This is a genomic window from Faecalibacterium sp. i25-0019-C1 (assembly GCF_042854225.1).
GTDB classification, from domain to species: domain Bacteria; phylum Bacillota; class Clostridia; order Oscillospirales; family Ruminococcaceae; genus Faecalibacterium; species Faecalibacterium taiwanense.
Genome location: NZ_AP031428.1, coordinates 2317020 through 2343411 on the forward strand (window position 1 = coordinate 2317020; position 26392 = coordinate 2343411).

The window sequence follows — 26392 nt, forward strand, 5'->3', positions numbered from 1 at the left end:
TCATTTTTCGAAAACTGTTTTACGGATACCCAGCAGGTGGACACGCCCTGTTTTTTACTATGCTTCATCATTTTCTGCGCGCAGCATCCGGTATCCGACACCAACATGGGTCTGGATCAGATGCGGCGCATCCGGGTATCGTTCCAATTTTTTGCGCAGGGATGCCATGTAAACTCGCAAGGAAGCGATGTCATTTTCCTGCGTACTGCCCCATACTTTCTGCGTGAGGGAGGTATGTGTCAGCACCTTGCCCACATTATGCGCCAGCACACACAGTAGTTTGTACTCGATGGGGGTCAGATGCACTTCATTCTCACCCAGCCAGACGCACCCGGCCGAGAAGTCGATCTTCAAAGGACCATTGACAAAAACCGGACTGTTTATGCCGTCAGAAGCCAGCAGATTCAATCGGCGCTGCGTTACACGCAGTCTTGCCAGCAGCTCGTCCACGGAAAACGGCTTTGTCAGATAATCGTCTGCGCCGTTGTCCAGTGCTTCGATCTTATCAGAATCTTCGCTCCGGGCACTCAGGACAATGATGGGCAGGTTCGACCATGTGCGGACGCTGCGGATGACCTCGATGCCGTCTATATCGGGCAGCCCAAGATCCAGCAGCATGATGTCCGGATTGTGGCTGGTAGTCATCATGATCGCCGTTTCCCCATTGGAAGCAGTCAGATATTTATAGCCGTGGGTCTTCAGGGTCGTTGTGATCAGACACCGTACAGGAACATCATCCTCTACGACCAGAATGGACGGCTTATTCATGAATGTTCACCTCACTTTGCGGCAATGCAAAGGAAAAGACACTGCCATTGGGAATGTTGTCACGCAGGGTCAATGTTCCGCCGTGAGCCGTCAAGATTGCACGGCAGAGGGGCAAGCCCAAGCCAAGGCTGCGGTGGCTGTCTGCGATGCGGCTCTGCCCGGTATAAAACATCTCGAACACCTGTGCTTTTGCGCGATCCGGAATACCGGGGCCGTTATCTGCAACGTCCACTACGACCTGATGGTCTTTCCGGTAAGCCGAAATCTGAATGACCGAGCCCACGGGGGTGTATTTGATGGCGTTATCCACCAGATTGACAACGACCTGCATGATCAGCCGTGCATCCACATTGACCAGAAGGATCTCGTCCCCATACTGTGTTGTGATGGTGTGTTCGCAGCTTTTCCGGTTGACATGATGCAGCGCTTCTTCGATCATTTCGTCCATCAGCTGCGGCGAGATCTGCAGATTCATCCGCCCATCCTCAATGCGGGTGATAGAAAGCAGATTTTCCACTAAACCAATCAGCCATTGTGCATCATCAAAAATATCGGTGCAGATCTTGTTCCGGGTCTCTGTATCCAGCGTTTCTCCGTTGGAAAGCAGATTGCTGGCATTGCCGGAAATGGAGGTCAGCGGGGTGCGCAGGTCATGGGAGATCGTGCGCAGCAGGTTTGCCCGCAGCTCTTCATTTTTTGCCTGCACGGTTGCCTGCTCTTTTTCCAGCACATTTCTGCGGTTTTCGATGGCCAGCGCACCTTCGCCCAGAATGGAAAGCAGCACACTGTTTTCAAAGGCATCCAGCGGTTTTTCGGACAGATCGATCCCGATCACTCCAAACACGCCGCCTCCAGTCCGAAGTGCAAGATAAAGTCCCTTTGCATCCGGGTAGCTATCCGTGCCTGCACCGGAACGCTTTTTGTTGGCAAATGTCCAGTTTGCTGCATCCCGTTCTTCCGGTGCAGAAAAGATGTTTTGCGCCGTTTCCCCGTCAACTCCAAAAACCTGTTCTGCCCCAAGACCTCCATTTTGTTCCAGGTAGACGATCAGACTCCGGTTCAGCAGCTTCATCAGCTGGGATGCCGTCAGTGAAAAGATTTCTTCTTCACTTTTGGCTTTCTGTAAAAGCTGATTCGTATCAAATAGTACTTTTGTCCGGAATGCTGCCTGCGCAGACATTTTTGCATGGTCTTTCAACCGTGTCGTCAACGTACAGGTAATAATTGCGGAGGTCAGCATCAGGGCAAACGTAACCTGATAACCGGGGTCATACGCATGGAATGTCAGGCGCGGTTCCGTCAGAAAAAAATTGTACAGCGCAACACTGGCAACAGAGCCCAGCACACCGCAGGTATAACCGCTGGTACACAATGCGGTGAACAGCATCCCCAGCATATAGAGCATAATAATGTTATAACGCGCAAAGTCCAGCTGCAGGAAAAAGAAGCCGATGAGCGTGATGCAGCTCAGGATGCCTGCGGTGATCAGAAGATCACGGACAGACGGCAGAAGCGGACGGGTGAACAGCTTTCGTCCTGAACCGTAGCCGTTCTCTGCAGAAGCATCCGGGATGATGTAAATATCCAGATTAGGCGCAGTCATCGTCAATTTTTCAGTCAGTGACGGTCCACTCCAGAAATGGCGGCGATGTACGCTGGAGCTCCCCAGTACGATTTTTGTAATGCCGGAGATGCGGGCAAACTCTGCGATCTGCTGCGGAATGTCATCCCCATAGATCGTAGAAATGTCGGCACCTGCCTGCTCTGCCATACGAATGTGCTGCTGCAAGCGCCGACAGTCTTCTTTTCCCATCTGATCCGAATCCGGAGTCCGGACATACAGAGCTGTAAAGGTCCCTCCAAACGCCTTTGCCATTGTTGCTGCCGTCCGCACGATCTTTGCATTGGAGGGAGAGGACGACAGACACGCCAGAATATGTTCAGTGGGTGGGTCGTTCTGATTCATAAAAATCACCTGCCTTGCCCACAGTATAGCACAATTTGATGGTCACGACCACCAGCCACGTCTTTTTCCTTCCTGTTGAAGGATCTCCTTCCGCATGTGATCCAGCGCATCTGCTGCCCAAAAACCACTCAACATAACTCCAAGAACCATCAGTAACAAAACGACATCCATATGATCCGTCCTATCTTTTCAGAGCCGGAAACACTTCTGGATCGATGCGTATTTTCCCAAAACCAGCATACTTTCATCCCGGCACAGCTGCGTATCCGGCGTAATGCTCATATCGAGCTTTCCGTCTTTTTTCAGCGCAAGAATATTGATGTTATACTTTTTTCGGATATTGATCTCACCGATCGTGCGATCCACCCATTCCGGCGGAATGGTCACTTCCATGATGGCGTGGTCGTCCTGCAGCTCGATATAATCCAGAATGTGTTCGGAGCTGTATCGGATCGCCGCCCACTTTGCCAGCTGCTTTTCCGGGTAGACCACTTCATCCGCACCGTTGCGCAGCAGGAACTTGGCTTGTACATCCCGCTCTGCACGCGAGACCACAAGCTTTGCGCCCAGCTCCTTGAGCAGCGATGTTGTTTCCAACGAACTCTGAAAATTGCCGCCGATGGTTACGATACACACATCAAAATTGCCAACACCAAGGGAGCGCAGAAAGTATTCGCTGGTGCTGTCACCGATCTGTGCATTCGTCACATAGGAAAGCACGGCGTTCACACGGTCTTCGTTGCTGTCGATCGCCATGACCTGATGACCCAGCTCATTCAGTTCCTGCGCAATATGGCGGCCAAAACGGCCAAGCCCAATCAAAAGAATCGATTTCATACTTGTCTCCTTTATCCGATTGCGATTTTCTCCTGCGGCAGACGAGAGTGGGCAGGGCTGCTGCCAAATGCCGCATAGATCAACGTCAATCCACCAACACGTCCCAAAAACATCAGTGCGATCAGCACCCCCTGCGAAAGGATGCCCAATTGCGGCGTGATGCCCAATGTCAGACCCACCGTTGCCACAGCCGAAGCAGTCTCATACAGACAGACCGACATCGGCAGCTGCTCTGCCGCAGCAATGACAAAGGCTCCGAGGAAGAACAGCGTCAAATACATCCCTGCGATCGTGGCAGCATTCTTGACCGCAGAACCATCTATGCGCCGCCCGAAAAATTCGGCATCTTCTCTGCGGCGGAAGGTCGCCCACATATTGGCCAGCAGAACGGCAAATGTTGTGGTTTTCATACCGCCTGCCGTAGAACCGGGCGAACCGCCCAACAGCATCAGAACCACCATCAATGCCTGTGAAGTGCTGCCCATCGCAGCAAGATCAGCAGTGTTAAAACCGGCAGTACGGGGGGTAACGGATTGAAACATCGACAATAAAATGCGCTGCCGGGCAGAGCCTGCCGTGAACTCGAAGCAATAAAAGTACAGCGTCGGCAATACCAGAAGAAATGCCGTTGTGACAAGGATCACCTTGCTCTGCATCCGGTAACGGTGAAAATCAAGGCGATATGTACAAATGTCCTCCCATGTCAGAAAACCAAGGCCGCCAAAGACGATCAGGGCCGCAATCACTGTGGTAAGCAATGGGTTTCCTGCATACCGTGTCAGCGAAACAAATTTTGCCCCCTCTGTTCCCAGCAGGTCAAAGCCGGCATTGCAGAACGCCGAAATGGAATGAAACAACGCGTACCAGATCCCGCGCAGTCCATAATCGGCGCAAAATGTCGGCAGCAGCAGTGCAGCACCGACCAATTCAAACAGGGCGGTGATCCGCAGAATAAAGCCTGTCAGCCGCACGATGCCGCCCATCTGCGGGGCAGCAGTAGCTTCCTGCATCGTGCTGCGCTGCTTGAGGGAGATCTTTCGCCCGGAAAGCAGCGCAAAGGCAGCGCCCACCGTAATGACACCCAATCCTCCGATCTGGATCAGAAGAAGGATCACGCTTTGCCCAAAAGCCGACCAGTAGCTGCCGGTATCCTGAACCACAAGTCCGGTCACACAAAGGGCGGAGGTGGAGGTAAACAGTGCCTCATTGAACGGTGTGACGCACCGCTGCTGTGCAGCGATCGGGAGCATCAGAAGCAATGCGCCCACCAGATCGACTGCCGCAAAACCTGCAATAATAACCTGAAAAGAAGAAAAACGGTGCCGCTTGTAACGAGGATATTGAATCATAAAAGCTCCTTTACCTATCCGTGTGCATAAAGATTAGCATGGAATAGATAAAAGAGCCGTAAAGAAAATTGTAGAAGTATAAAGATTCCATTAAAATTGATCGATCAACACCAAATAATAAATGTAGGAGATCGAGCCGACCACGACAACACCCTTGAACTGAATATACGCACCAAAAAGTACCCATGCGGCTTCAGCGCAAAATCTCCAGCAGACGCCTGCCGGCTTCCTGCTGCGATTCCCCAAACGCCACCGCCAGCTCCTCCCGCAGGACGCGCTCTACCATCTGGTAGAAGTAGGTATCCATAGCGTTGATCTTCCGGCCACGGCTTTGCTGCTGGGTCTGTTTTTGTCCCAGCTCCTTGAACAGGGTCAGGTACTGGTAAAAATCATTGGTGTGGAGCAGTGCCTGATAGTGTTCTGCCAGCGCCGTCTGAATTCCCGTAGGGATGGGCAGCGTCTCCGCTTTGATCCGTGCAAGGTCGGCTGCTGCCTGCTGTGCCGGGGTCACCGGGCGCAGAACACCCTCTTTTGCCGTGGGGATATAGCTGCGGTCGTGGGAATCCGAAAAATAGGGCCGGAGGGTGTAATACTCTCTGGCGGGCTCATCGCAAAAGTGCCGCAGCCCGACCCTTTCCACCTCGTGCACTCCCAGATTTCCGTAGACCACCAGCGCTCCCGCCTGAAACCGTGACATGGTATTGCCTCTTTCCCTTGTATGAAAAGGCCGCAAAAACAGACTTTCCAGCGTAATTTTACTCTTTACTTTATTGTACCACGGTAGGTTGGCGGGCTTCAAAGGGCATCTTTCACAAAGTTTTCCTCGTGCAATCTGCGCAGAATGCCCAGTACAATTCTTGTGCAAAACTGCCTTTGCAAATTCCAGACAGGCAGGCTATAATGATTTCGTACAACGAGTAGCACTCATGCGTAAAACCGGTTGCATGAGGGCTGCCCGTTGTTTTTGTTTGCCCCAAAATGGAAAGGTAAAGGTGAACCCCATGGAAAGTTCCAATCAATTTCTCGGCACGGAGCGCATCAGCAAGCTGATGCAGAAGTATGCGATCCCGTGCATTATTTCGCTTCTGGTCGGCGCACTGTATAACATCGTGGACCAGATCTTTATTGCAAACGCCAGCTATCTGGGCTCCTACGGCAACGCCGCCAACACCGTTGTGTTCCCGCTTACGGTTGTGGCACTGGCTATTGCCGTGATGATCGGTGACGGCTGCTGCGCCTTCGTCAGTATCAGCCTTGGACAGAACGAAGTTCCCAAGGCAAGGCGGAGCGTCGGCAATGCAGTGGTGATGTGTCTGGTCAGCAGCATTGTGCTGGCCGCGCTCTATCTGATTTTTGCGGACAACATTCTCGCCATGTTCGGCGGAACGGTCAACGCCGAGACCTACCACCACTCCCAGGAGTATTTCTTTTATATCACGCTGGGCGTGCCCTTTTATATGTTTGGGCAGGCCATGAACCCCATCATCCGCGCGGATGGCAACCCCCGGTTTGCCATGATCTCCACCCTTGCGGGTGCGGTGCTGAACATTATTCTGGACCCCGTTTTCATTTTCGGCTTGCGCTGGGGCATGATGGGCGCGGCGGTGGCTACTGTGATCGGTCAGCTGGTCACCGCAGCGCTGGCAGTGTGGTATCTGCTGCACATGAAGATCATCCGTCCTGAAAAGGGCGACTACCGGCTGAAAGGCTCCATCTGCGGCCGCACCCTGACCCTTGGCATGACCAGCTTTCTGTCCCAGATCAGCCTTGTGGCGGCTATGGCAGCCATCAACAACATGATCCGCAAATACGGCGCACTGGACACCGTGTTCGGGCAGGAGCAATACGCCCAGATCCCCATGGCGGTGGTGGGCATCGTGATGAAGTTCTTCCAGATCGTCATCTCCATCGTGGTGGGCATGGCGGCTGGCTGCATCCCCGTGGTGGGTTTCAACATGGGCGCAAAAAAGCCTGACCGTGTGAAGGAGCTGTTCACGAGACTGCTGCTGGCAGAAGCGGCCGTGGGCGTTGTTGCGCTGGTGCTGGTGGAGGGCTTCCCGCGGCAGCTGATCGCCCTGTTCGGTGCTGCCAACGAGAGCGTCTACTACACCGATTTTGCAGTGCGCTCCTTTCGCATCTACCTGTGCATGATCATTCTGGCCTGTGTCAACAAGGCCTGCTTCATCTTTTTGCAGGCCATGGGCAAGGCAGTGGAATCCACCGCCCTGTCCATGGTGCGTGAGGTGGTGTTCGGCGTGGGCTTTGCCCTGTTGCTGCCCCGGTTCTTCGGGCTGGACGGCGTGCTGTACTCCATGCCCATGTCGGATATCCTCACCTTCCTGATTGCAGGCTATCTAATCTGCAAAACCTACCGTGAACTGAACCAGAAAGGAGAAGTCTAATGGAAAAACATATCATTACCATTGAAAGTCTTTCATAATTTCCGGCAGTCTCAGAGCCGATAGTGCAAAACACCGCCCATCTGCGTTCCGTTACGCAGGTGAGCGGCAGTTTTTGTCAATGGAAATTTTTCTCCCATCCCGGAGCAGCAGTTCCACGCAGCCGATATCCATGTTATCCGCTGTTACTACGAAAGGGGAATTATTGGGTGAAGCAAAAAAGACAGTAGACAGTCTGCCTCCCGGTAGACATTCCTACGGGTTGGGAACCGCGCACTAACAAAAGCCCCACTGGGGCTTTTGTTGCCCCGCCTGCGGTGGGGCCGTGCTGTTCAAGTCCTCTTATCCGCGGTTACTGCTAAAGGGAAACTGCCGTGTAAAACAAAAAAGACAGCTATCAAAAGCTGTCTTCCTTGTGGTGCACCTCGCGCACTCATATCCGAACTTTTCTCTGCTTTCACGGCTTCCCCGAAAGCGACTGTTTCCGTACCTTCCTTATAATTAAAGGTAATGAGGACCTTATCATCGTAGAGATAGATGGCATTGATGAAGGTATCCACCAGTGCCTGCCGCTGCTCCTGCTGGCTCATGTCCAGCTTACGGAAGCGCAGCAGCCAGAACCGGATGAACTCTTCAGTCACTTTCGGCTTTGCCAGCTTTTCTTCCGCAATGCGAGCTTCAAGCTCACGCTTGGTTTCTTCCAGCTGCTCCAGCCGCTCCTTGGTGGAACTGGTCAGGATACCAGCCTGAATTGCATTGAGCATATTCTGGATACCCGATTCCGCATCCCGGAGCTGCTTTTCATAAAGGGGAATGTTGGTGTTTTCCTTGTTTTGCAGTTCCATCACCTTGGCGATGATGGATTCCATAGCGGCATCGTCTTTCACAAGCTGCATGGTCTGGTTCACCACCAGATCTTCCAGCCACTGTTTACGGACGGTCTTTTTCTTGCAGCCCTTGTGCTTTTTGGCAGTCGCACATTTATAATAGCGGTGGACTTCGCCCGTCCGGCTCGTGCCGCTTTCGCCAAACATCAGCGCCCCACAGTAGCCGCAGAACAGCTTGGTGGTGAGCAGGTAGTCGTCCTCTGCCTTTCTACGGGCAGGGGCTTTCTTGTTTTTCAACATCTTCTCCTGTACATCGTTGAAAAGCTCTACGGACACGATAGGTGGAATCGCATCGGGAATCAAAACATCACGATATTTCAGCTCCCCGATGTAGCGGCGATTGTTCAGCATATGCTGAATGGTGTTGAAGGTCATCAGCCCGCCGCGCTGGTTCTTGACGCCCTTTTCGTTCAGCCAATCCCGAATTTCCCGCATGGTCTGACCATCGTTGTACCGCTGGAAGGTTTCTGCCACAAAGGGAGCAGTCAACGGGTCGATTTCAAAGCGGTGGTCTGCGTTGATGATGTAGCCAAAGGGAATGGCACCGCCAGTGAACTTTCCCTTCAGTGCGTTTTCGGTCATGCCACGAATGACCTTTTCAGACAGGTCAGCGGAATAATACTCAGCATAACCTTCCAGCACCGATTCCAGAATGATGCCTTCCGGCCCCTCGGAGATGACCTCGGTGGCAGACATGAGCTTAACACCGTTCTTCTTCAGTTGGGTCTTATACCGGGCACTGTCATAGCGGTTCCGGGCAAAGCGATCCAGTTTCCAGACCAGCACAATGTCAAACAGCTTTTTGTCGCTGTCTTTAGTCATCTGCTGGAACTCGGGTCGATTGTCCGTCTTGGCAGAGATAGCACGGTCAATGTAGTGCTTGACGATGGTGATGCCATTCTTTTCGGCATAAGCCGTACATTCCCGGATTTGACCTTCGATGGATTCTTCGCGCTGGTTATCCGATGAATAGCGGGCATAGATCACAGCGGTCATGGCGGGCACCTCCCATTTATACATCATTGAACGGTGGATCGTTCATCCAAACCAATGTTTCGTATAATGTATATACCACAATTTTAAAATTATTTCAATACCAATTATTTATCCTCCTGCAAATTTCGACTTATCAATTCCTGCAACCTCTCAGTTTCTTCTTTGGCATAAGCTCTGGCATCAGCCTCCACCGGCTGGAAATAGTAGCCCAGGATATCCTCGTCGCCCGAGACGTACCCGCTCTGATAATTCCGCAGCCATCGTCTGGCCTGGTCGTAGTAGGCCGCCTGGGTCGCAGCATCGTCCCAGTCGATGTTCTCCACCACATAGGCCTGCTGCGCGTGGTACGCCTCGTGGGCGATGGTGTCCATGGTCTCCTGCGCGGTCCCGCTTTCCAGCACAGACCGGGAGAGCACGATCTGCCGGGAGGAGGCGCTGTAGTAGCCCAGCCAGTCCTCGTCGAGCGGCTGGACCGTAACATCTGTCCCGTCCGGCACCCCCAGCATGGCAAGCTCATAGGCGGCCAGCTGCTTTGCCAGTTCGGTCTTGCTGTCCAGCGACGCCGTTTCCCAGACATCCTCCGCAAAGCCGGGCAGGAATTTCTTTTCGTGGAGCTGCGCCGTTGTTTCCGCCTGCGTCTGCGCGGGTGCCGCTGCGGTCAGGTACACCCGGCTGCTCCACATGCCCCAGCACGCCGGCACTGCCAGCAGGAGCGTTGCCAGCAGCACGCCGAACCGGCGGCAGATCTCACGGATGCGATCCTGCCCACAGAGGATGTCGAAGTCGCTGTAGTGGCAGCGGCGGCTTTGCCGTCGGAACTGCCGGAAGCTCCTGCGCCGGAACCAAAACACGCCCGCAAACCAGAGGACTGCCAGCAACACCCCCACCGGCCAGACCTGCCGGAGCGCTGTCAGCGCAAACAGCAGCTCCGCCGGCAGCAGCGCGGCGCACCACAGAAAGAACGGCCCGCCGATCACGCAGGCCGTTGCTGCCGGGGCCAGACACCACCAGAGCAAATGCAGGATCACACAGCCGGACGCGATGGCCCCGCCGGAGATCCCCGGCCCCAGAAGCTGCGGCTTTGCCCAGTGCAGCCAACCGATCACACAGCCATTGAAGATCATTGCGCCCACGGTCGGGAGCCACCCGACCAGTTTCCGGAGCTTTGCCATAACGGGTTCCTTTCTGTTGTGCGGCTGCCCTTACTGCTCAAGCTCCGGCAGCCGCTGATAAGCCTGTTCGATCTCCAGCTCGGCCTCTGCCGGAGAGGCCGCCCACACCTTGAAATAAGTACCGCCCCGGGAGTGGTGCAGCGGCACCGCCGGCGGGGCTTCGCCCTCCAGCACATAGGCCCGGCAGCGTGTGCCGGACTGCCGGAGATACAGCACGGTGTGCTCTCCGATGTAATACCGGTAGCCGCCCGACGGCAGACCTCCGCCAAAGCCGGTGCTTCCAAGCTCACAGAGCACCAGCACCAGCACGATCACCACACCGCCGACCACGGGCAGGACATTCAGCGTGAACGCGTACTCCATCCTTTCACCCCCCCTCAGTGCAGGAAGAGACGGATGAGCACAAAGGGCAGGGCGCAGAGCAGCACGACGCCCACGAACAGTGCGATGAGCGAGAAGATGGACGCCACGAACTGGTAGATCATCATGCTGATCTGCCAGCGGAAGATCAGCACGAGCGCCGCCGCAGCAGCGACGATCAGCCGGTTGGGCAGCGTCTCCGTGCGCCAGATGAAAAAGGCCGAAAGCAGCACGGTCATGCCGCAGATCACGATACACAGGTTGCCAAGTGCAGACTCAAACATAGTGGTTTCTCCTTTTCTGTTGAAGCAGGTTTGTCTTACACTACAGACAAGCCCGCCGGTTGGGCTGCGGTTGGAAAAACGCAAAAAAGTTTCAGCGCCCGCCATGGCCGTGGCCGCCGCTATGACCGCCATGCCCGCCGCTGCCGTGGCCGCCGTGGCCGCCGGGCCCATGTCCTCCGCCGCTGCGGCCGCCGCCCTGACCCAGCCCGGCACCCCGGCCCTTGCCGCTGCCCTGAGAGGCCGACACCGACTTGGAGGTGCCAAACTTCAGCCCGCTCTCGCGGCCCTGCGAGCCGGGGGCACCCGGGTCATCCCCGCGGTCCCGGCCGCCGTCTTCGGAGGAGCCTGTCGCGGCTTTGCGTGCAGTGCTCTGGGTGGGTACGGGGCCGTACTTCCCGTTTGCCGTGTTCTCGCGCAGGGACTGCACAAAGGCATCGTGCCGCTGCGCCTCCGTCATTCTCGGCTGCTGCACCGTCGGTGTGTTGTTCTGGGTGTTTTTGCCGTTCTCGCTGTTTTTGCCCCAAAGGGAACTGAAGAATCCCATTGTGTGCTCCTTTCGCATTCGTCTGTTTTTGTCCGGTCACATAAGATAAGCCCGCCGGAGCAGCCGCAGTTGGAATTTTCGGTGCGAAATCTCAAAATTTCATGGTTTTTACGCGCACTTCCTGCGCGGTTCGCACCACAAAAAGCGGCATTCTTTTCTCCATTCCGCTTTTCTTTTTGCGCAGAGTGTGTTATAATGGTGCCAGCATTATGAAAAAGGTGCATTCTGCCGGTTTTCGGCCGGTCACTTTTGTTCATTTTTGCCATCACACCCCGCAAGGGGACGTAGGATAAGTCGATTACCCTGAAAGAGTATCAGGAGGTGTCGCTGAATCACACCCCGCAAGGGGACGTAGGATAAGTCGTTTCTTGAACGAACGTCCTTTTGTAGGTCGCGCAGTTACACCCCGCAAGGGGACGTAGGATAACGCACAAACTCTGCCGTTTTCTCTGCCGGACGTGATCAGTTACACCCCGCAAGGGGACGTTGGAAATCACACACACACAAGCACAATGATATTCCGGTAGCCCCCGTCAGCTATCACACCCCGTAAGGGGACGGAGATCAAAGTTTCTTCATCCTCCAGAAGAATATTTCCTTCTGCACTGTAATCACACCCCGCAAGGGGACGTAGGATAAGGCGAAAAGTCGTTCCATACGTCTTTCTGGCTGTCCAATCACACCCCGCAAGGGGACGTTGGAAATTCCACTTAAACTTGGAAAAGGTTGCCAAGCGCATTACATCACACCCCGCAAGGGGACGTAGGAATTGTCCCACCGGAAATCAGGTTAAAGTTCGACCAATCACCGATTACACCCCGCAAGGGGACGTAGGATAATACACTTCAACACAGTAACAGCTATAGGTTACACCCCGCAAGGGGACACAGACGACCGCCCCGCTTTACTGCACAGTTTTGTGCGGCGAAGCGGGGCGGCTGCTTTTTTGTGAAATTTTGGGCTGTGCCCGATTTTTTCCGCAATTTTTCCAACTGCGGGAGTTTCTGCGGGCTTTTTTATAAAATATGGGCTGTTTTCCACTAGAAGTTTCACCAAAAAAGCGGTCGAAATTTCTCTGTTTCCGGCGTTTTTCTTTGTCGGATCCCGTGCTATAATTGGAACAAATCTTTTCAAACCTGTTTTTCGCATATTCCCTTGCTATTTTGCCCGAAGGAGATGATTCCTTGAACGCACTCACCTTGCAGGCCACCTTCTGCGGCCTGCTGCACGGCCTTGGCAAGCTGGCCTTCCGGGCCGACAAGACCGCAGCCGACCTGTTGGCCGCCCTGCCGGACACCCCGGAGTGGGCTGCCGTGCGCGGCGGCGCGGCCGCAGGGTCGGACGCCGCCCGCTGCGCGGCCTTTGCCCGCAGCCTGTCTGTGACCGCCGACACCCCCGCCGCCGAACCGGCCAGCTCCCGCTGCCGGCCCCTGCGCTCCATTTTCAGCCATCTGAACGGGGAGCACCCCGGGTATTCCGTCCCGGCTGCCCGCCCGGACGGTGCCCTGTACGACCCCGTGCAGGATGCGCCGGACATCCCCGCCGCCGTTTACCGGGAGCTCTATCAGGAGCTGACGGAGCAGCTCACCGGCCTGCAGTTCAGCCCGGCACAGGCAAACGCGCTGCTGGGCCTGCTGGAATCCCAGTGCAGCGGCCTGCCTGCCAGCACCGCGCGGGACGAGGACCGGGATATTTCTCTCTACGACCAGCTCAAGCTGACGTCGGCTCTGGCGGCCTGCGTCAGCGAGTACCTACAGCAGGCCGACGCCTTTTCCCTGCTGGACACTCCCGCAGAGCTGCGCCGGGAACCGGCGTTCCTGCTCTACACCGCCGACTTTTCCCGCATCCAGAGGTTCATCTACACCGTCCATACCGAGGGTGCCCTGCGGTCCCTCCGCAGCCGTTCGTTCTTTCTGGAACTGCTCATGGAGCACTACATGGACGAGCTGCTGGACGGCTGCGGCCTGACCCGGACTAACATCATTTACAGTGGCGGCGGGCACTGCTATCTCCTGCTGCCCAGCACCGCCGCCGTGCAGCAGACCCTTGCCGACTGGAACCGGGCCTTCAACGGCTGGCTGAACGAACAGTTCGGCGTGCAGCTGTTCCTGGCCAACGGTTGGACCCCCTGCAGCGCCAACGACCTGTGCAATGTCCCCGCAGAGGCAAGCCCCTACAAGGCCCTGTTCCGCCGGGTCAACGCCATTGCCGAGCAGCACAAGCAGCACCCCTACGATGCCGCTGCGCTCCGCGCCCTGAACCGTGTGCAGGCCATCCCCGACGGTACCCGGGAGTGCAAGGTGTGCGGCAATTCCGCACAGGTCAACGCCGAGGGTCTCTGCCCGTGCTGCAATCGGTTTGCCAACCTGTCGGCGCAGATCCAGAGCCAGTCGATTTATCTGGTCCACAGCACGCCCCGCCCCGGTGCCTTTGCGCTGCCGGGCATCCGGGGCAGCAAACGGTTCCTTTCGTTCTCGAACGACTCCGGCCTCTGCGCCGACGCCGTGCGCTCCTACACCAAGAACCGGCTGGTCCGGACGCTCAGCCCGTCCGTCAACCTGTTCGTCGGCGACTATGCCGCCAGCAACAATATTGAGGATCTTGCCGACCAGTCGGAGGGCATCCGCCGCATCGCCATCTGCCGCATGGACGTGGACAATCTGGGGCAGGCCTTTATTGCCGGCTTTGAGCAGCCGGACCAGACCGACCCCGTGCAGCGGATGAAGTACGTCAATCTGTTCCGCGCCGCAGCGTTCTCGCGGCAGATGTCGCTGTTCTTCAAGTACCACATCAACGGCCTGCTGCAGGGGCTTTGCGTCAGCATCGTCTACGCCGGCGGCGACGACGTCTTTCTGGTCGGTGCCTGGAACCACACCCTGCAGGCCGCCCTGCGCATCCAGAAGCACCTGTGCAGCTACACCTGCGGGGCGCTGACCATCAGCGCGGGCATCGCAATGTTCAACGAACATTATCCCATCCGTGCCGCAGCTGAGCAGACCGCTGCGCTGGAGGACGAAGCCAAAAAGCTGCCCGGCAAGAACGGTGCTGCGCTATTCGATGCCGTGCCCGACCACACCTATTCCTGGGATGTGCTGCAGGACAAAGTGCTGGGCGAAAAACTTGCCTGTCTGGAGCAGTTCTTTGCGCAGTTCCAGAAAAAGGACGATGATCACCGCGGCAATTCCATGCTGTACAACCTGACCGACCTGCTGCGCAATACCCGGGAGGACCAGGTCAATTTTGCACGGTGCGTCTACCTGCTTGCCCGGCTGCGCCCGGACGAGAAGAAGGCAAGCCCTGCCCAGCAGGACGCATACCGGACCTTCTCGCACAATGTTCTGGACTGGGCGCGGGACCCGGAACAGCGCCGACAGCTGATCACCGCGATCTACATTTATGTCTATCAGAAACGAGGGAGAGAGTGATATGCCAAAACCGAATCATCCTTCCGGCAAAGGCCCGGCCAAGCCAAAGGCCGCTGCTGCAGAGCCGATCATTCCGGAAAACTACGTTGATTTTGCGGAACAGTTGATGAAGGAGAATTACTCCCTGATCACCAAGACCAAGATCCAGAACCTGCTCCGCCTGGCCTGTGACGTTTACAACAACGAGAACCGCCGCACCGAGGAGCGGCTTTTGAAGGAGAGCGCCAATCAGATCAAGCTGATGCGCATCCGTCTGGCTTACGAATGCGGCCGCGACCCGAAGGTGCGCCAGCTTGTGGAAGGTGCCAACCTGTTTGAATATCTCGAAAAGCTGTCCTCTGTCGGCACCTGCACACGGCAGGACCTGCTTGATTTTTACCACTACATGGAAGCACTTGTCGCCTTCCATCGTTACTACTCTGAATCCAAAACCGGAGAGGAGAATGCATCATGACCGGCAAAATTCTGATCAAGTGTGACCTTGTTGTCCGCACGGGGCTTCATATCGGCGATTCTTCGTCTTTTTCTGCCATTGGTACCGTGGACAGCACCGTCATCCGTGACCCGTTCACCGGGCTGCCCATCGTGCCGGGCAGCAGCCTGAAGGGCAAGCTCCGCACGCTGCTTGCCCGCCGCAGCTGTGTCAATGGCGAAACGCTGCCGGATTTTTCCGCAGATGGCGAGGTGATCCTGCGGATGTTCGGCGGCTCCGAACCGGTCCGCTTTGCGCGGCTGCAGTTTGCGGACGCCTTTCTGCTCAACTACGATCAGCTGAAAGGCGTGGGCGTGACCGAGGTCAAGTCGGAGAACGTGATCAACCGCCTTACCTCCAAGGCCACCCATCGCCAGATTGAGCGCGTTATTGCCGGTTCCCGGTTCGGGATCAACATCGTTTACAACCTGTCCGACCCCAAAGAGATGGAAGAGGACCTTTTGCTTCTGTCCAAGGCCATGAAGCTGCTCCAGCTGGACTACCTTGGCGGGCACGGCTCCCGCGGCAACGGCCGTGTGAGCTTCCAGAACTTCCAGGTGATCCCTTATCCGGAGACGCTGAACGTTGATCTGGACGGCATCCGCCAAACCTTCAAAACCGAGGTCGAAGAGTATGAACTATTTTCTGCTAAAGCTGGCGTTTGATACGGCAGTCCACTTCGGTGGTTCCGACTCGGCGGTCGGCTCCCAGTCCTCTGCCCTGACCCTGCGTGCCGACACGATCTTTTCGGCCCTGTGCCACACGGCGCTGGAAGTGTACGGCGAGCCCGCGCTGGAGGAGCTTCTCGTCTCTGCCGATGCGGACGCCCTGCGCATCAGCGATGCCATGCCCTGGCGGGGGAATTCCTTTTACCTGCCCAAGCCGATCGCTGCATCCACATCCCCTGCCGAGCTTTCCACCGTTGAGCGCAAGGCGGTCAAAAAGCTTGCCTGGATCCCGGCCTCCAAATTCGACCGCTACACCGCCAGCCTGCACAGCGGCACCTACCCGCTGGACGAGCTGGACCAGAGCTTTGGCCAGGCCTACGAGCAGACCAAGGCCAGCGTGACCGACGGTGCCGACGCCAAGCCGTACTTTGTCGGCCTGTACCGCCTGCACGCAGGCTGCGGCCTGTATGTCCTGTGTGCCTGTGAGGGCACCGACCAGATCAAGCTGCTGAAGGATCTCTTCACCCTTCTGGGCCTGAGCGGGATCGGCGGCCGCACCAGCGCCGGTTACGGCCGGTTCCATCTGGACGGTGACCCCAGCTGGCTGAACACCGCTGAAGAAGAGTCCACCCGCTGGATGCTGCAGGCGCTGGAACGCAGCACCTCGCCCTATCTGCTGCTGACCAGCAGCCTGCCCGCAGAGGAAGAGATGGATGCTGCACTGGAAGGTGCCTCGTTCCAACTGGTCCGGCGCAGCGGCTTTGCTGCCACCAAATGGGTGGAGACCCCCATGAAAAAGCAGACCCAGTATTTCCTTGCTGCTGGTTCGGTTCTGCAGCATCCGTATCAGGGCAAGCTCTATGATGTGGGCACCGCACTGCCGCATCCTGTTTACCGCTACTCGAAACCGCTGTTTATGGGGGTGACACTATGATCCAGCAGGATCACCTGCAGGTCTTTGATCTGACACTGAAAACGCAGTCTCCTTTGTTCGTTGGCAGCGGCCGTAAGATCGGCAAACGGGAATACATCTATTCCCCGAACCAGGGCTGCGTCAAGATCCTCAACATGGAACTGTTTTTTGACTACATGCTCCGGCACGATCTGGTGCGGCAGTTCGAGAAGTTCATGCTCAGCTCCAACAGCAGTCTGCTGGACTTCTGGACCAGAGACTGTCATCTTGCAGAAGATTGGCTGGAACACCCGAAGCTGATGGGCGACAAGCCATTGATACAGTATCGCCTGGCCGTGACCGAGGATGTTGCCGGTTACAACGGCACCAAGGAGATCCATCAGTTTCAGCGCGACGCCTACGGCCGCGCCTATATCCCCGGCAGCAGCCTGAAAGGCGCGCTGCGCACGGCGTGGCTGGTGCATCTGCTGCTGCACGAGACGCCGGTCTCCGACAAAAAACGCACTCTGGAAGCGTTTGAGGTCAACCACGATTACGTATTTCCAGAGGGTAGCTACGCCAACAAGCTGAGATCCGGTGCTGCCGCCGACGACATCCTGGACAGCATTTTCCGTGGTGTTCAGGTCTCCGACAGCGCCCCCATCGACAACGACAAGCTGATCCTGACCGGGCGCACCCTGATCTCGCCCCTTTCCGCTGCCCGGGTCGAGGACTTTAACGGTGATGCCAAGGATCTGCCCCTCTATCAGGAGTGCGTGCGCCCGGGCGAGACCATCCGCTTCCGGCTGACGCTGGACCAGAGCATCCTCAACCGGCATATCCACCCCATTACAAAGGATGCTCTGCTGGAAGCCATCGCCGAGTTCAGCAGCTTTTATCAGGATACCTTCCTGTCGCACTTCCCGCAGGGCCATCCCGTTGCAAACATCCCGGACACCCCGCACCTCATCCTTGGCGGCGGCACCGGCTTCTTCTCTAAAACGGTCGGTTACCCTTACCTGAAGGACGACTATGCCGCCGCCCTGAAATGGACCCAGCGCATTCTTCAGACCCAGCACGGACGTCATCAGGCAGACATCAGCCTTGGCGTTTCGCCGCACCGCGCGCGGTACATCACCTATGCAGGCAAGCGATACCCGGCCGGGTTCTGCGAGGTGAACATCCTATGATCGAGCAACTGCAGTTCTCTCTACGCACAGCAGAGACCCCACGGCTGCCCTCCGCATGGGCCTACCGTATCTACGGCTGGCTGATGTCGCAGCTTCCTGCCGATACCGCTGCCCGGCTCCATGAGCAGGGCGAGCACCCGCTGTCGCAGTCCCTGTGCTTTGATGCCGCAGCGCAGACCTCGGTGTGGACGCTGAATCTTCTGGACGAAGCCCTCGCCGCACAGGTGCGGCCGCTGCTTGCGGGTTGCACCACGCTGAAACTGCACGGCGCACCCCTGCAGATGGAGCTGCTGGGCAGCCGCTCGGTGGAAAACGGCCTGCAGCTTCTGCTGGCTGCGCGGGAGGACTCCGCCAGCCGGACAAGGCTGTGGTTCCGCACGCCCTGCGCCTTCAAGCAGGCGGGACGCTACGCCATCTACCCGCAGGAATTCCTGCTGCTGCAGAGCCTTGTGCTGCACTGGAACACCGCCTTTCCGGATTGCCAGCTGAGCGACCCGGATGCGCTGGACGCCATCCTGTGCGGGCTGCGCATCCGGGATTACAGCCTGCACACCGTCACTTATCACATCAAGAACACCTGCATCCCGGGCTTTGTGGGCAGCGCTGTCGTGGAGGCCCGGCTGGCCCTGCCGCTGCTGGAGCTCTGGAACGCCCTGCTCTCCTTTGCGCCCTACGGCGGCATCGGGATCAAAACCACCCTTGGCATGGGCGGCGTATCGGTGGAGCCGCTGGTTCTGCCGCAGAAGTTACGATAAATGTGTGTAGCCCTTTCTTCTGGCACAAAATTGTGCTGCACTTAGATCATACCCGCGAGGGGATAACAAAAAACAGCCATCACTTCAGTTGGAAAGTGATGGCTGTTTTTGTTATGACTTTTTGAGCCTTAAAATGCTTTGTTGCTGTCCAGCAGTTCTATGCCCACCGGGGCAGTGGCTTTACACTCTTTCAGTTTGAAGAGGTAGAACGCAACGTCCCCCAACGTCTGCTCAATGGCGCTTGTGCTGAGCGGCAGAAGCCCTGTGTCCTTTTGAAATTTAACCGCGCTGTCCGTGGCGTGGTTGATCTGGTTGCGGTACTGCTGCACGCTCTGGTAGTATACGATTCCCTGCGCCACAGTGTCTTTCCGGGTCAGATCCAACAGCAGTTCCCCCTGCTCCACTGCGGCTGTCAGATACTCCTGTGCTTCGGTCAGAGTCGCCACACGGAACAGAGCGTTTCCGTTCGCCTCAGTCTTGTCCTTGGTCAGGCAGAGGTTTACGGTAAAGGGCCGTGCCTCATGGAACAAAGCAGCGCGGCAGAAGTGGTAGTGGAACATTGGGAACACCCAGCTCTTGCCTTTGTTCTGGGGCTGTAGTGCCATGTAATCCAGTGCTTTGCCGGTTGGCTGCAGAAACAGGTGACCACACAAATAGGTGGGCATTTCCTCGCTCAGGAGGGTCAGTCCCTGCTGGTACATCCGGTGGTGGGCACACCACTGCACGAGTGCCGGCAGGCTGTCTGAACGGCTGCCCATGAGGTTTTGGAACTCTGCCTCAAAGCGGTCGTTCATCAGCTCATAGAGCAGGCTGCTCAGCGTTTCCCTCGAGGCAGGGCGCTGTTTGATCTGACGGGCAATGGCCTTGAGGTCGGCCTTGAGCATCTGCACGCGGCAGAGGGCCAGATCATCCGCGAAATGGTCGATCCGGTCAAGCAGGTTCAGGATGTCAGGGTCCGTCTCACCGGTCTGTTTCATATATGCTTTCAGTTTCTCGGTCGTACCGGTGGAGAAGAACGCATCCACTGCTGTAATCAGGTCCATCAGGTTGTACAGGCCCGTGCTGTCCCGCACAACGGAACTGTTGCCCTTGAGCTCCGAGTAAAGCACTTTTTTGGTCTGAACCATGCGGATGTCCTTGAGGTAGCGGGCTACAATGAGCAGCAGCGTCGCCGTATCGCGCATTCCACCGGACAGGTCGATGTAGAGGTTGTCATTCTCGGCCACCTGTTCCAGCACGGCAGAGATCGCACGGGTCTGGTCGGCTTCCTCCATGCTGTCGGGCACAGAGACCGCCACCAGCTGTTCCGGCTGCACGCCAAGCTGTTTCAGGAACTCATCCCTGAAATACTCCAGCGTGGGCACCTTATTGCCGGAGCCATCTGCCGCCGGGACGGTCGGCTTTGTCCGGACCGTGTCGCTGCACAGGGCCACGATCTTGTCCGGCCGGGATGCAGGGTCCTTCCACAGGGCGCTGACCGCAGCCTCGTTGGTCTGTGTACGCAGGAAGCGGTTTTTGCTGCCCTCCGGGGCAGGCTGTGCAAAATAGGCGCTCATATACAGGAGCGCAATGTTCTCCCCCATAGTGTTTACAACTCCTTCTCAGGCTTTGTGTCCTTGAAGCTCAGCATCTCCCGGAACATTTTGGCGAACTTCTGGTTATGGTAGGAAACCGTTCCCTTGTCCTTGCCCAGATACTCTGCCACGGTCTTGTCCTGCTCCGGGCGGCGAGTCGGCAGCAGCAGTGGGTTCACTGCGGCGCTTTCAAGCTCCTTCGGATTTTCCGGGCCTTCGCCACTATAAAGCGGTTCTTGCACGCAGAAGTGCACATAGTCCCGCAGAATCAGCTGGTCCCACAGAATGCCGTCCCTCTCCAGGGGGCGCAGGTCGTCGCTACGGCCAAGGCGTTCCGGCATGTCGGGGGCCTCATTTTTCCGCAGATAGCCCAGAATGCGCGGGGACCAGAACAGTACCATATTGGCACGGGTCTTTTCTTTTTCTTCCAGGCTCATGAGCAGCACAGCCTTGTGCAGGATAGGGAAGATGTCCTCTTTCAGTTCCAGCCCATCTTCAGGAGACAGTCCCGTGTCCACGATCTCGATCCCGGTGCCGTCGTCCCGCTCGGTGTTGATGGACACCAGCGTATCTTTGTTCAGCAGAGCCTCGTGCAGGCTCCGCTGGCCGATTCTGGCAGCCTGTGCGACCGTCTTTTCCAGATGCGGGTCGCCGGTCACCATGGCACTGGTGTAACCCATCCGGTCCATGTAGTCCAACGCCTGACGGACCTTACGGGCGGTCTCCTTGCTAACGTCCATAATGCCCAGGCTCTGCGCCTCTTTCCGGGCATCTTCGGCCTTCAGGTGCCGCATGGCCATCTGCATGTAAGCACAGAAGCTGTCCTTCTCCCGTGTCGGGTCCGGCTGGTATGCCGCCGCAGCCTGGAAAAACGCCATCGAGAGGATGGTGGCATCTTCCGTCGGGAACAGCTCAAAGCACTCGGCCCAGACCCTCTTGTAGGTTTCTTCCAGCTTCGGGTCTACCGCAGCGGCCTCAGCCGGGCCGTCCCTGGCAGGCTCTTCCCGGCCATTCAGCTTTTTCAGCATCGGCTGAAAGAGAGCCTTGCGGGTGGCCACATCCACATCCCAGAGCGGCGATGCATCGATCGTAGCCCGGAGGTTTGCACGTTCCTCGTACATCAAATTCCCCCTCCCTTACTGCTCGGCCTTGTTCTGGCTCATCCACACCAGCTGGTTGTAGACCATCTCGGCGGTATCCTTGTTGCCGTGGATGCCGCCCACGAGGCCCTGCAGGTGATAAAGCGGCGTAACATCGTGGAGAACAGACTGATTCACGCTCTGGCCGTTGACGCGCCGCATCTCGCCGTAGTAGACGCCACCTACCTCCAGTTCCTCATGGGTCGCTGCTGCGCAGGTGAGAGCCGCCAGCTGCACCAGAGGGATGGTCTTGGTACCGTAGGTGATGTCCATGTAGGCGATGCCTTTTTCCGGCAGCACGTCGCACAGGTCGCGGCACAGGCGGATCAGGGTGCTGCAGTCCTGCTCGTCCGGCATGGGCAGCTCCCGGATGTGGTCCTCGGTGAAGCCCATCGCCTGCAGTTCCTCTTTGAGGTAGCCGAAGTTGCGTTGGGTATCGCCGTTCACACTGCGGATGGCGATGATGTGGAAATCGTCGCCTTCCTGCAGCGTGTTGTGCAGGACCTGCAGGATCGGGAAACGGGTCTCGATGTCGCCGGAATTGGCGCTGGAACGGTAGGTGTTCTTGGTGAGGTCGAGACGGCCCTGCAGAGGAATGGTGGTCACGTAGATACGCTTCATAGCGTTTCTCCTTTCGTTTGTGCACGATATACGGTTGGCAGCATGGTTGTGTTGCGCCCAGTATAGCGCACCGGTAAGCGTTCCTGCAATGCACAGATTGTACGAAAAAAAGCGGAAAAGTTTTCAGCCGATTTTTCCAACCCAGAGCCTCATAAGGTCTTGGTTATAGACCAGAAACTCCGAGTTGTTCCGGAGCCCGGTGAGGTCGTCCTGCGAAAGCACGGGCTTGGTGACCACTTCGCGGTTTTGGCCAAAGCTGAAGCCGCTGCCGCCGTGGTGGCCCATCATGCCGCCCCGGTCGTGGTGGGTGTTGAAGCCGATGGAGTTGGTCACCCGCTCACTCTCGTAGCTGGGCAGGACCTGCAGCAGGGTCTGGGCGTCGCCGCCTGCGGACGAGACGACCAGATATCGCATGGAGCGCAGCAGGCCCTCCGTGGTCAGCCCGCCTGTCCGGCTGGGAACCGCCCGGCTCAGGCTGCTGCAGAGCAGCACATAGTCGCCGCAGGCATTCAGGGCATCCAGCAGCTCGGTGCTGGCCGAGAGTCCCTGCCCCAGGCAGAGCAGAATGGTGTGGGTGCCACCCCAGTCTGCCATCTGCATCATGCCCATGCCGAACTCGCCGGGATTGATCGTAATCCTGCCGCTGCCCTCCGGAAGCTGGTCCGGGAGCACGGTATCCTGCCACTGGACCGGAAGCCGCAGCAGCGGACTGTCGGTCAGGTCCCGGGCGGTGCCGATGAGCACGAAGGGGCGGCTGCTCTGCCGCTGCAGGGCTTCCACCACCGGAAAGATCCGGCCCGGCGGGCCGCAGACCAGCGCCTCCTGCGGCAGGATGCGGGCCTGTGCCAGCAGGCGGGATGCGGTGGTGGTGCCGCCATCCTGGATGTTCTTGCGGCGGGTGTTCTCTGCATCGGCGTGGGTCGTGGGCAGTGCCAGAAGGTGCATGCCCCGGTTGGAACGGAACAAAGCCATGGGTTTCTCCTTTCTTCGGTCAGGGCCGGAAGCCGTCGTAAATGAAGGGATCCGGCGAGACTGCAGGCAGGCTCATCAGGGCCTGACCCGGTTTCATGAGCTGGGAAAAGTCGGCGTCTGTCACCACTTTCTGCTCGCAGTCGGTGGTCACGGGCCGGTTGCCCTCGCCCATGTAGCGGTAGACCACGCGGGCGGTGCCGTAGCGGTCCGCAAATGCCGCACGGGACATTGGGTCCATGACGCGCATGGTGATGAGGTTGGGGAACAGGGACATCAGGGTCTTGGCCTCTGCCTCGGAGTAGTGGCGAGTCAGCAGCTGGACGCTTTGTACTGCCGCAATAATACGTGCACCACTGCGCCCATTGTCGCCGGAAGGGTCACGTGCGAAGCTCAGGAAGTCGGTCAGGGATTCGACCTTAGGCAGCAGACTGAACTCGTCCAGCAGAAACCACACCTTGTGGTTCAGGGTGGGGCTCATGCTCTGTTGCAGCATCAGATCCAGCAGCAGCCGGAACAGCGGCAGAGCTGTTCTTGCTTTGTCCGGCTCATAGAGGATAAACACCCGCTTGCCGCCCTGACGGATGGCCTGCAGGGCCGAGAACCGGCCGTCGGCTGTGTTGAAGCTGCCAATGAACAGGCGGCTGAGCATGGTGCGTACCTCGCTGAGTACACCCAGCCCCTGGGCTCCGCCGTCCCCGATAAGATCCCGGGCGGCAGAAAAGTAAGTGGGGTACCGCTCTACCAGTTCCTGCCAGCTGCCGTCGGTTCCGGTGCCGGCCCCTTCCTGTGCAAAGACCGTTGTGCGGGTGAGAAACTCGCTCAGCTCTGCGTTGGAGACCGGGATGTTGTTGGTGCGGCCGAAATCCCGCATGAAGCGTGCCGTCTGGTAGAAGATCTCCTGCGCTGCCTCCGGGAAGAAGATCTGGGTAGTCTTTTTCTTCTGTTCGGCAAACAGAGCACTGGCGATTTCACGCAGGGTAAGTTCCGGCGTATCGGAGGCATCCAGCTCCCGGAAAAGGTTCCAGCAGTTGGCGGGGTCGGTGGCCGACACCGAGATCACCGGGTCGCCGGGGCGGCGGCAGCGCAGCACATCCGGCTTGGCCGCAAAGATGACGACGGTGTCCTGCACGCGGTCTGCGTGGGCCAGCACGGGGCGGCGGATCTGTTCCATCAGGGTAGACTTGCCGCTGCCCACGTTACCCACCAGCATGGTGGGGTACTGCCAGCAGCTGCGGTCGTCCAGCGTCAGTCCGCCGGGCAGGCGCACCACCGGCTCCACACGCCCCGCCGTGGGTGGGACCGTTCGCTGCAGCTGCTGTCCTTCCAAAAGACGTTTCATAGGCTTTGTCCTTTCGTTTCAGGTGTTTCTGTCTTACACCCAGAGAAAGGCTCTGCTGCCGTGCCCGGTTGGAAAACGGCGCAAAAAATTAAAAAAGCAGAAGAAACTTTTCTGCTGCGTCTATGCAGTGCAGAAAAGTTCCTTCTGTTTGTTTGTCCCCTTGCGGGGTGTGAGTTAAATCGGGACACATGGGTTGGTATATGTTTGACAAACATCTTTTACGTCCCCTTGCGGGGTGTGAGTTAAATCATCCTGGCCCGAACACGTTCGAGGCATTTTCGGTGTTTCCGTCCCCTTGCGGGGGGTGAGTTGGTTCCACGATCTTGTAGATTTCGCACCGGAAGAGTTCAACTTTCCGTCCCCTTGTGGGGTATGAGTTGGTTCGGGAAAACAGTTCAGATGCAAAGTATGTGGGTATTTCTTTCCGTCCCCTTGCGGGGTGAAACATTGAACAATGCAAAGATAGGTTTCGTTTTCCCGTCCCCTTGCGGGTCGTTTGAATTATAACACAGCTCCTGCAAAAAGAAAAGCCCTTTGCATGCAAAAAGGCACCCCGGCACAGATTGCTCTGTGCCAGGGTGCCCTGCTTATTTGCCGGTCAGCTCTCAGCCTGACCCACTGCCAGAAACTCCGCAGCCTGGGCCGTGGTATCGGCCACAACATAGGTGCAGCGGTTCTCCGGCTCATTTGCGCTGCGCACGCTTGTCGGCTCGTTGCCCAGCCCCAGGCAGGTGAATCGGTCGGCAGGGACACCGGCCTCCACCAGCACATCCCGCACGGCCTGTGCGCGGGCCAGAGACAATGCCTGGGCACCCTCGCGGCTGGCGTTGTCCACCTGTGCGGTGCTGCCAGCCACAATGTAGTGGGCGGCAGAAGTGCCCTTGAGCTGCTCGGCCAGACCGTTCAGTGCTGCACGGGCAGCTGCCTCATCGAGGAAAGTCGTGCTGTCGGGCTGAAACGCCACCTGCTCGGCGCTGACCTTGACGAAGGTCGGTGCGCCTGCAGCGGCCAGAGGTGTCACGGTGTGGCCGTTGTTGAGGGCGTCGCCGGACACGATGTCGGTATGGAAGGTGACGTTTGCACCCGTGCGGTCAAAGAATCCCTGCCAGAAGCTCTTCAGCCACTGGACCTGCTGGGCACTGAGCGTGCCCTGGCTGCCCGCAACATCGCCCAGGCCGTAGAACTCCACGGCCACGCCGTTCAGCTGAGGCAGCATGGCAGCGGCGTCCAGCTGATCCAGCAGCTTGGCAGGGTCGCTATTCAGCAGGTCGAGGTCCTGCATGGGCAGGCTGGCTGCCGTGTTGACGCCGGAGTGCCGGATGACCATCACCTTGCTGTCGGCCGTACCGGCGGACAGCATGCGGCTGGCGAGAGAAATGGCGGAGATCAGGTCGGTCTCAGGGGTGGTGGCTGCAGCGCCCTGGACCGCCTCGACCAGCTGGTAGCGTGCCGTCTTGTCCGCTCGGGCTTGTTGGATGTCGTTGTTCTTGACCTGGTCAAAGCGCTGAGGACCGAGCGCAAACGGCTTGCCATCGGCCACCACCAGTCCGGCGCTGCCGCCCGGCGTCACATTTACGCTGTTGAGGAACTCCTCGGCGTTGGTTAGCGTAGGCATACCGTCACCCTGGGTAATGATGAGGGCGGTATCGGTGGCCACGGCACTGTCCGCCGCACCGTCCTTGGAGGGGATCACACTGCAGCCAGCCAGCAGGCCGACCACCAGAGAACCAGCTGCCACCATGGCAGTCATGCGGGTAAGCATCTTCAGCTTCATAGCGTTTCC

24 protein-coding genes are annotated in these 26392 nt (G+C 57.6%); 7 read left to right on the forward strand and 17 right to left on the reverse strand.

What is annotated here, in order from left to right; all coding sequences use genetic code 11:
• Positions 1-57: 57 nt before the first annotated feature.
• From ACGHUK_RS11470 to ACGHUK_RS11490, 5 genes are all read right to left on the reverse strand, one after another.
• Positions 58-768 (reverse strand): response regulator, encoded by a 711-nt coding sequence (locus ACGHUK_RS11470; RefSeq protein ID WP_097775011.1) that lies wholly within the window; start codon positions 766-768, stop codon positions 58-60.
• Entirely contained in the window at positions 761-2644 is a 1884-nt protein-coding gene (locus ACGHUK_RS11475; protein ID WP_390575811.1) for a DUF4118 domain-containing protein, read from the reverse strand. Before ACGHUK_RS11475 ends, ACGHUK_RS11470 begins: the two co-directional genes overlap by 8 nt.
• A gap of 279 nt (positions 2645-2923) precedes the next feature.
• A complete protein-coding gene (locus ACGHUK_RS11480; protein ID WP_005943335.1) occupies positions 2924-3571 on the reverse strand; it encodes a TrkA family potassium uptake protein in 648 nt (215 codons plus the stop codon).
• 11 nt (positions 3572-3582) lie between these two features.
• Complete coding sequence (locus tag ACGHUK_RS11485) at positions 3583-4920, reverse strand: TrkH family potassium uptake protein (RefSeq protein WP_390574352.1); 1338 nt, start codon at positions 4918-4920, stop codon at positions 3583-3585.
• 193 nt (positions 4921-5113) lie between these two features.
• Entirely contained in the window at positions 5114-5617 is a 504-nt protein-coding gene (locus tag ACGHUK_RS11490) for a CarD family transcriptional regulator (RefSeq protein WP_332376628.1), read from the reverse strand.
• Positions 5618-5921: 304 nt separating this feature from the next.
• Here ACGHUK_RS11490 and ACGHUK_RS11495 point away from each other — a divergent pair, with 304 nt between their 5' ends.
• Positions 5922-7322 carry an MATE family efflux transporter gene (locus tag ACGHUK_RS11495; RefSeq protein WP_390574353.1) on the forward strand — a complete coding sequence of 467 codons (1401 nt, stop codon included), beginning with the start codon at positions 5922-5924 and terminating at the stop codon, positions 7320-7322.
• A gap of 329 nt (positions 7323-7651) precedes the next feature.
• Here ACGHUK_RS11495 and ACGHUK_RS11500 read toward each other — a convergent pair whose 3' ends face one another.
• The 6 genes from ACGHUK_RS11500 to ACGHUK_RS11525 all read right to left on the reverse strand — a co-directional run bounded on the left by ACGHUK_RS11500 (position 7652) and on the right by ACGHUK_RS11525 (position 12760).
• Positions 7652-9202, reverse strand: a complete 1551-nt coding sequence (locus tag ACGHUK_RS11500) for a recombinase family protein (protein WP_390574355.1) — start codon at positions 9200-9202, stop codon at positions 7652-7654.
• Positions 9203-9306: 104 nt separating this feature from the next.
• A complete protein-coding gene (locus ACGHUK_RS11505) occupies positions 9307-10374 on the reverse strand; it encodes a hypothetical protein (protein WP_390574356.1) in 1068 nt (355 codons plus the stop codon).
• Between the two features lie 30 nt (positions 10375-10404).
• Positions 10405-10737, reverse strand: a complete 333-nt coding sequence (locus tag ACGHUK_RS11510) for a hypothetical protein (RefSeq protein WP_118554286.1) — start codon at positions 10735-10737, stop codon at positions 10405-10407.
• Between the two features lie 14 nt (positions 10738-10751).
• Positions 10752-11018 carry a hypothetical protein gene (locus tag ACGHUK_RS11515; protein WP_118554285.1) on the reverse strand — a complete coding sequence of 89 codons (267 nt, stop codon included), beginning with the start codon at positions 11016-11018 and terminating at the stop codon, positions 10752-10754.
• Between the two features lie 91 nt (positions 11019-11109).
• Positions 11110-11562, reverse strand: a complete 453-nt coding sequence (locus tag ACGHUK_RS11520; protein ID WP_390574357.1) for a hypothetical protein — start codon at positions 11560-11562, stop codon at positions 11110-11112.
• Positions 11563-12466: 904 nt separating this feature from the next.
• A complete protein-coding gene (locus ACGHUK_RS11525) occupies positions 12467-12760 on the reverse strand; it encodes a hypothetical protein (protein ID WP_390574358.1) in 294 nt (97 codons plus the stop codon).
• On the opposite strand from ACGHUK_RS11525, the gene cas10 reads away from it, so the two are divergent.
• Genes cas10 through cas6 form a run of 6 tightly spaced genes read left to right on the forward strand, consistent with a single transcriptional unit; the run spans position 12747 to position 18964 of the window.
• A complete protein-coding gene (cas10, locus tag ACGHUK_RS11530; protein WP_390574360.1) occupies positions 12747-14987 on the forward strand; it encodes a type III-A CRISPR-associated protein Cas10/Csm1 in 2241 nt (746 codons plus the stop codon). The genes ACGHUK_RS11525 and cas10 overlap by 14 nt on opposite strands.
• A gap of 1 nt (position 14988) precedes the next feature.
• Entirely contained in the window at positions 14989-15441 is a 453-nt protein-coding gene (gene csm2 / locus ACGHUK_RS11535; RefSeq protein WP_158577581.1) for a type III-A CRISPR-associated protein Csm2, read from the forward strand.
• Positions 15438-16124, forward strand: a complete 687-nt coding sequence (gene csm3 / locus ACGHUK_RS11540) for a type III-A CRISPR-associated RAMP protein Csm3 (RefSeq protein WP_118554281.1) — start codon at positions 15438-15440, stop codon at positions 16122-16124. The genes csm2 and csm3 overlap by 4 nt, the downstream gene beginning before the upstream one ends.
• Complete coding sequence (gene csm4, locus ACGHUK_RS11545; RefSeq protein ID WP_390574362.1) at positions 16093-17061, forward strand: type III-A CRISPR-associated RAMP protein Csm4; 969 nt, start codon at positions 16093-16095, stop codon at positions 17059-17061. The genes csm3 and csm4 overlap by 32 nt, the downstream gene beginning before the upstream one ends.
• Positions 17058-18209 carry a type III-A CRISPR-associated RAMP protein Csm5 gene (csm5, locus tag ACGHUK_RS11550; RefSeq protein WP_390574363.1) on the forward strand — a complete coding sequence of 384 codons (1152 nt, stop codon included), beginning with the start codon at positions 17058-17060 and terminating at the stop codon, positions 18207-18209. The genes csm4 and csm5 overlap by 4 nt, the downstream gene beginning before the upstream one ends.
• Positions 18206-18964 carry a CRISPR system precrRNA processing endoribonuclease RAMP protein Cas6 gene (gene cas6 / locus ACGHUK_RS11555; RefSeq protein ID WP_390574364.1) on the forward strand — a complete coding sequence of 253 codons (759 nt, stop codon included), beginning with the start codon at positions 18206-18208 and terminating at the stop codon, positions 18962-18964. Before csm5 ends, cas6 begins: the two co-directional genes overlap by 4 nt.
• Positions 18965-19092: 128 nt before the next feature.
• Here cas6 and ACGHUK_RS11560 read toward each other — a convergent pair whose 3' ends face one another.
• From ACGHUK_RS11560 to ACGHUK_RS11585, 6 genes are all read right to left on the reverse strand, one after another.
• The gene (locus ACGHUK_RS11560) at positions 19093-20547 is read right to left on the reverse strand and encodes a TM1812 family CRISPR-associated protein (protein ID WP_118554277.1); all 1455 of its coding nucleotides are present in this window, start codon (positions 20545-20547) and stop codon (positions 19093-19095) included.
• Between the two features lie 5 nt (positions 20548-20552).
• A complete protein-coding gene (locus ACGHUK_RS11565) occupies positions 20553-21659 on the reverse strand; it encodes a hypothetical protein (protein ID WP_390574366.1) in 1107 nt (368 codons plus the stop codon).
• 15 nt (positions 21660-21674) lie between these two features.
• The gene (locus ACGHUK_RS11570; protein WP_118554275.1) at positions 21675-22298 is read right to left on the reverse strand and encodes a TM1812 family CRISPR-associated protein; all 624 of its coding nucleotides are present in this window, start codon (positions 22296-22298) and stop codon (positions 21675-21677) included.
• Positions 22299-22421: 123 nt separating this feature from the next.
• Positions 22422-23270 carry a hypothetical protein gene (locus tag ACGHUK_RS11575; protein ID WP_390574367.1) on the reverse strand — a complete coding sequence of 283 codons (849 nt, stop codon included), beginning with the start codon at positions 23268-23270 and terminating at the stop codon, positions 22422-22424.
• A 19-nt stretch (positions 23271-23289) separates the two neighbouring features.
• The gene (locus ACGHUK_RS11580) at positions 23290-24609 is read right to left on the reverse strand and encodes a type IV secretory system conjugative DNA transfer family protein (RefSeq protein ID WP_390574369.1); all 1320 of its coding nucleotides are present in this window, start codon (positions 24607-24609) and stop codon (positions 23290-23292) included.
• A 598-nt stretch (positions 24610-25207) separates the two neighbouring features.
• A complete protein-coding gene (locus ACGHUK_RS11585) occupies positions 25208-26383 on the reverse strand; it encodes an OmpA family protein (protein WP_390574370.1) in 1176 nt (391 codons plus the stop codon).
• Between the last annotated feature and the right edge of the window lie 9 nt (positions 26384-26392).

Bases quoted from the DNA above. Each gene is read 5' to 3' on its own strand.
- cas6 (WP_390574364.1), top strand. From the start codon at position 18,206: ATGATCGAGCAACTGCAGTTCTCTCTACGCACAGCAGAGACCCCACGG.
- ACGHUK_RS11495 (WP_390574353.1), top strand. From the start codon at position 5,922: ATGGAAAGTTCCAATCAATTTCTCGGCACGGAGCGCATCAGCAAGCTG.
- ACGHUK_RS11520 (WP_390574357.1), bottom strand. From the start codon at position 11,562: ATGGGATTCTTCAGTTCCCTTTGGGGCAAAAACAGCGAGAACGGCAAA.
- ACGHUK_RS11560 (WP_118554277.1), bottom strand. From the start codon at position 20,547: ATGGGGGAGAACATTGCGCTCCTGTATATGAGCGCCTATTTTGCACAG.
- ACGHUK_RS11500 (WP_390574355.1), bottom strand. From the start codon at position 9,202: ATGACCGCTGTGATCTATGCCCGCTATTCATCGGATAACCAGCGCGAA.
- csm2 (WP_158577581.1), top strand. From the start codon at position 14,989: ATGCCAAAACCGAATCATCCTTCCGGCAAAGGCCCGGCCAAGCCAAAG.
- csm4 (WP_390574362.1), top strand. From the start codon at position 16,093: ATGAACTATTTTCTGCTAAAGCTGGCGTTTGATACGGCAGTCCACTTC.
- ACGHUK_RS11470 (WP_097775011.1), bottom strand. From the start codon at position 768: ATGAATAAGCCGTCCATTCTGGTCGTAGAGGATGATGTTCCTGTACGG.
- ACGHUK_RS11570 (WP_118554275.1), bottom strand. From the start codon at position 22,298: ATGAAGCGTATCTACGTGACCACCATTCCTCTGCAGGGCCGTCTCGAC.
- ACGHUK_RS11565 (WP_390574366.1), bottom strand. From the start codon at position 21,659: ATGTACGAGGAACGTGCAAACCTCCGGGCTACGATCGATGCATCGCCG.
- ACGHUK_RS11510 (WP_118554286.1), bottom strand. From the start codon at position 10,737: ATGGAGTACGCGTTCACGCTGAATGTCCTGCCCGTGGTCGGCGGTGTG.
- ACGHUK_RS11580 (WP_390574369.1), bottom strand. From the start codon at position 24,609: ATGAAACGTCTTTTGGAAGGACAGCAGCTGCAGCGAACGGTCCCACCC.
- ACGHUK_RS11480 (WP_005943335.1), bottom strand. From the start codon at position 3,571: ATGAAATCGATTCTTTTGATTGGGCTTGGCCGTTTTGGCCGCCATATT.
- ACGHUK_RS11485 (WP_390574352.1), bottom strand. From the start codon at position 4,920: ATGATTCAATATCCTCGTTACAAGCGGCACCGTTTTTCTTCTTTTCAG.
- ACGHUK_RS11490 (WP_332376628.1), bottom strand. From the start codon at position 5,617: ATGTCACGGTTTCAGGCGGGAGCGCTGGTGGTCTACGGAAATCTGGGA.
- ACGHUK_RS11585 (WP_390574370.1), bottom strand. From the start codon at position 26,383: ATGAAGCTGAAGATGCTTACCCGCATGACTGCCATGGTGGCAGCTGGT.
- csm3 (WP_118554281.1), top strand. From the start codon at position 15,438: ATGACCGGCAAAATTCTGATCAAGTGTGACCTTGTTGTCCGCACGGGG.
- ACGHUK_RS11475 (WP_390575811.1), bottom strand. From the start codon at position 2,644: ATGGCAAAGGCGTTTGGAGGGACCTTTACAGCTCTGTATGTCCGGACT.
- ACGHUK_RS11505 (WP_390574356.1), bottom strand. From the start codon at position 10,374: ATGGCAAAGCTCCGGAAACTGGTCGGGTGGCTCCCGACCGTGGGCGCA.
- ACGHUK_RS11515 (WP_118554285.1), bottom strand. From the start codon at position 11,018: ATGTTTGAGTCTGCACTTGGCAACCTGTGTATCGTGATCTGCGGCATG.
- ACGHUK_RS11575 (WP_390574367.1), bottom strand. From the start codon at position 23,270: ATGGCTTTGTTCCGTTCCAACCGGGGCATGCACCTTCTGGCACTGCCC.
- csm5 (WP_390574363.1), top strand. From the start codon at position 17,058: ATGATCCAGCAGGATCACCTGCAGGTCTTTGATCTGACACTGAAAACG.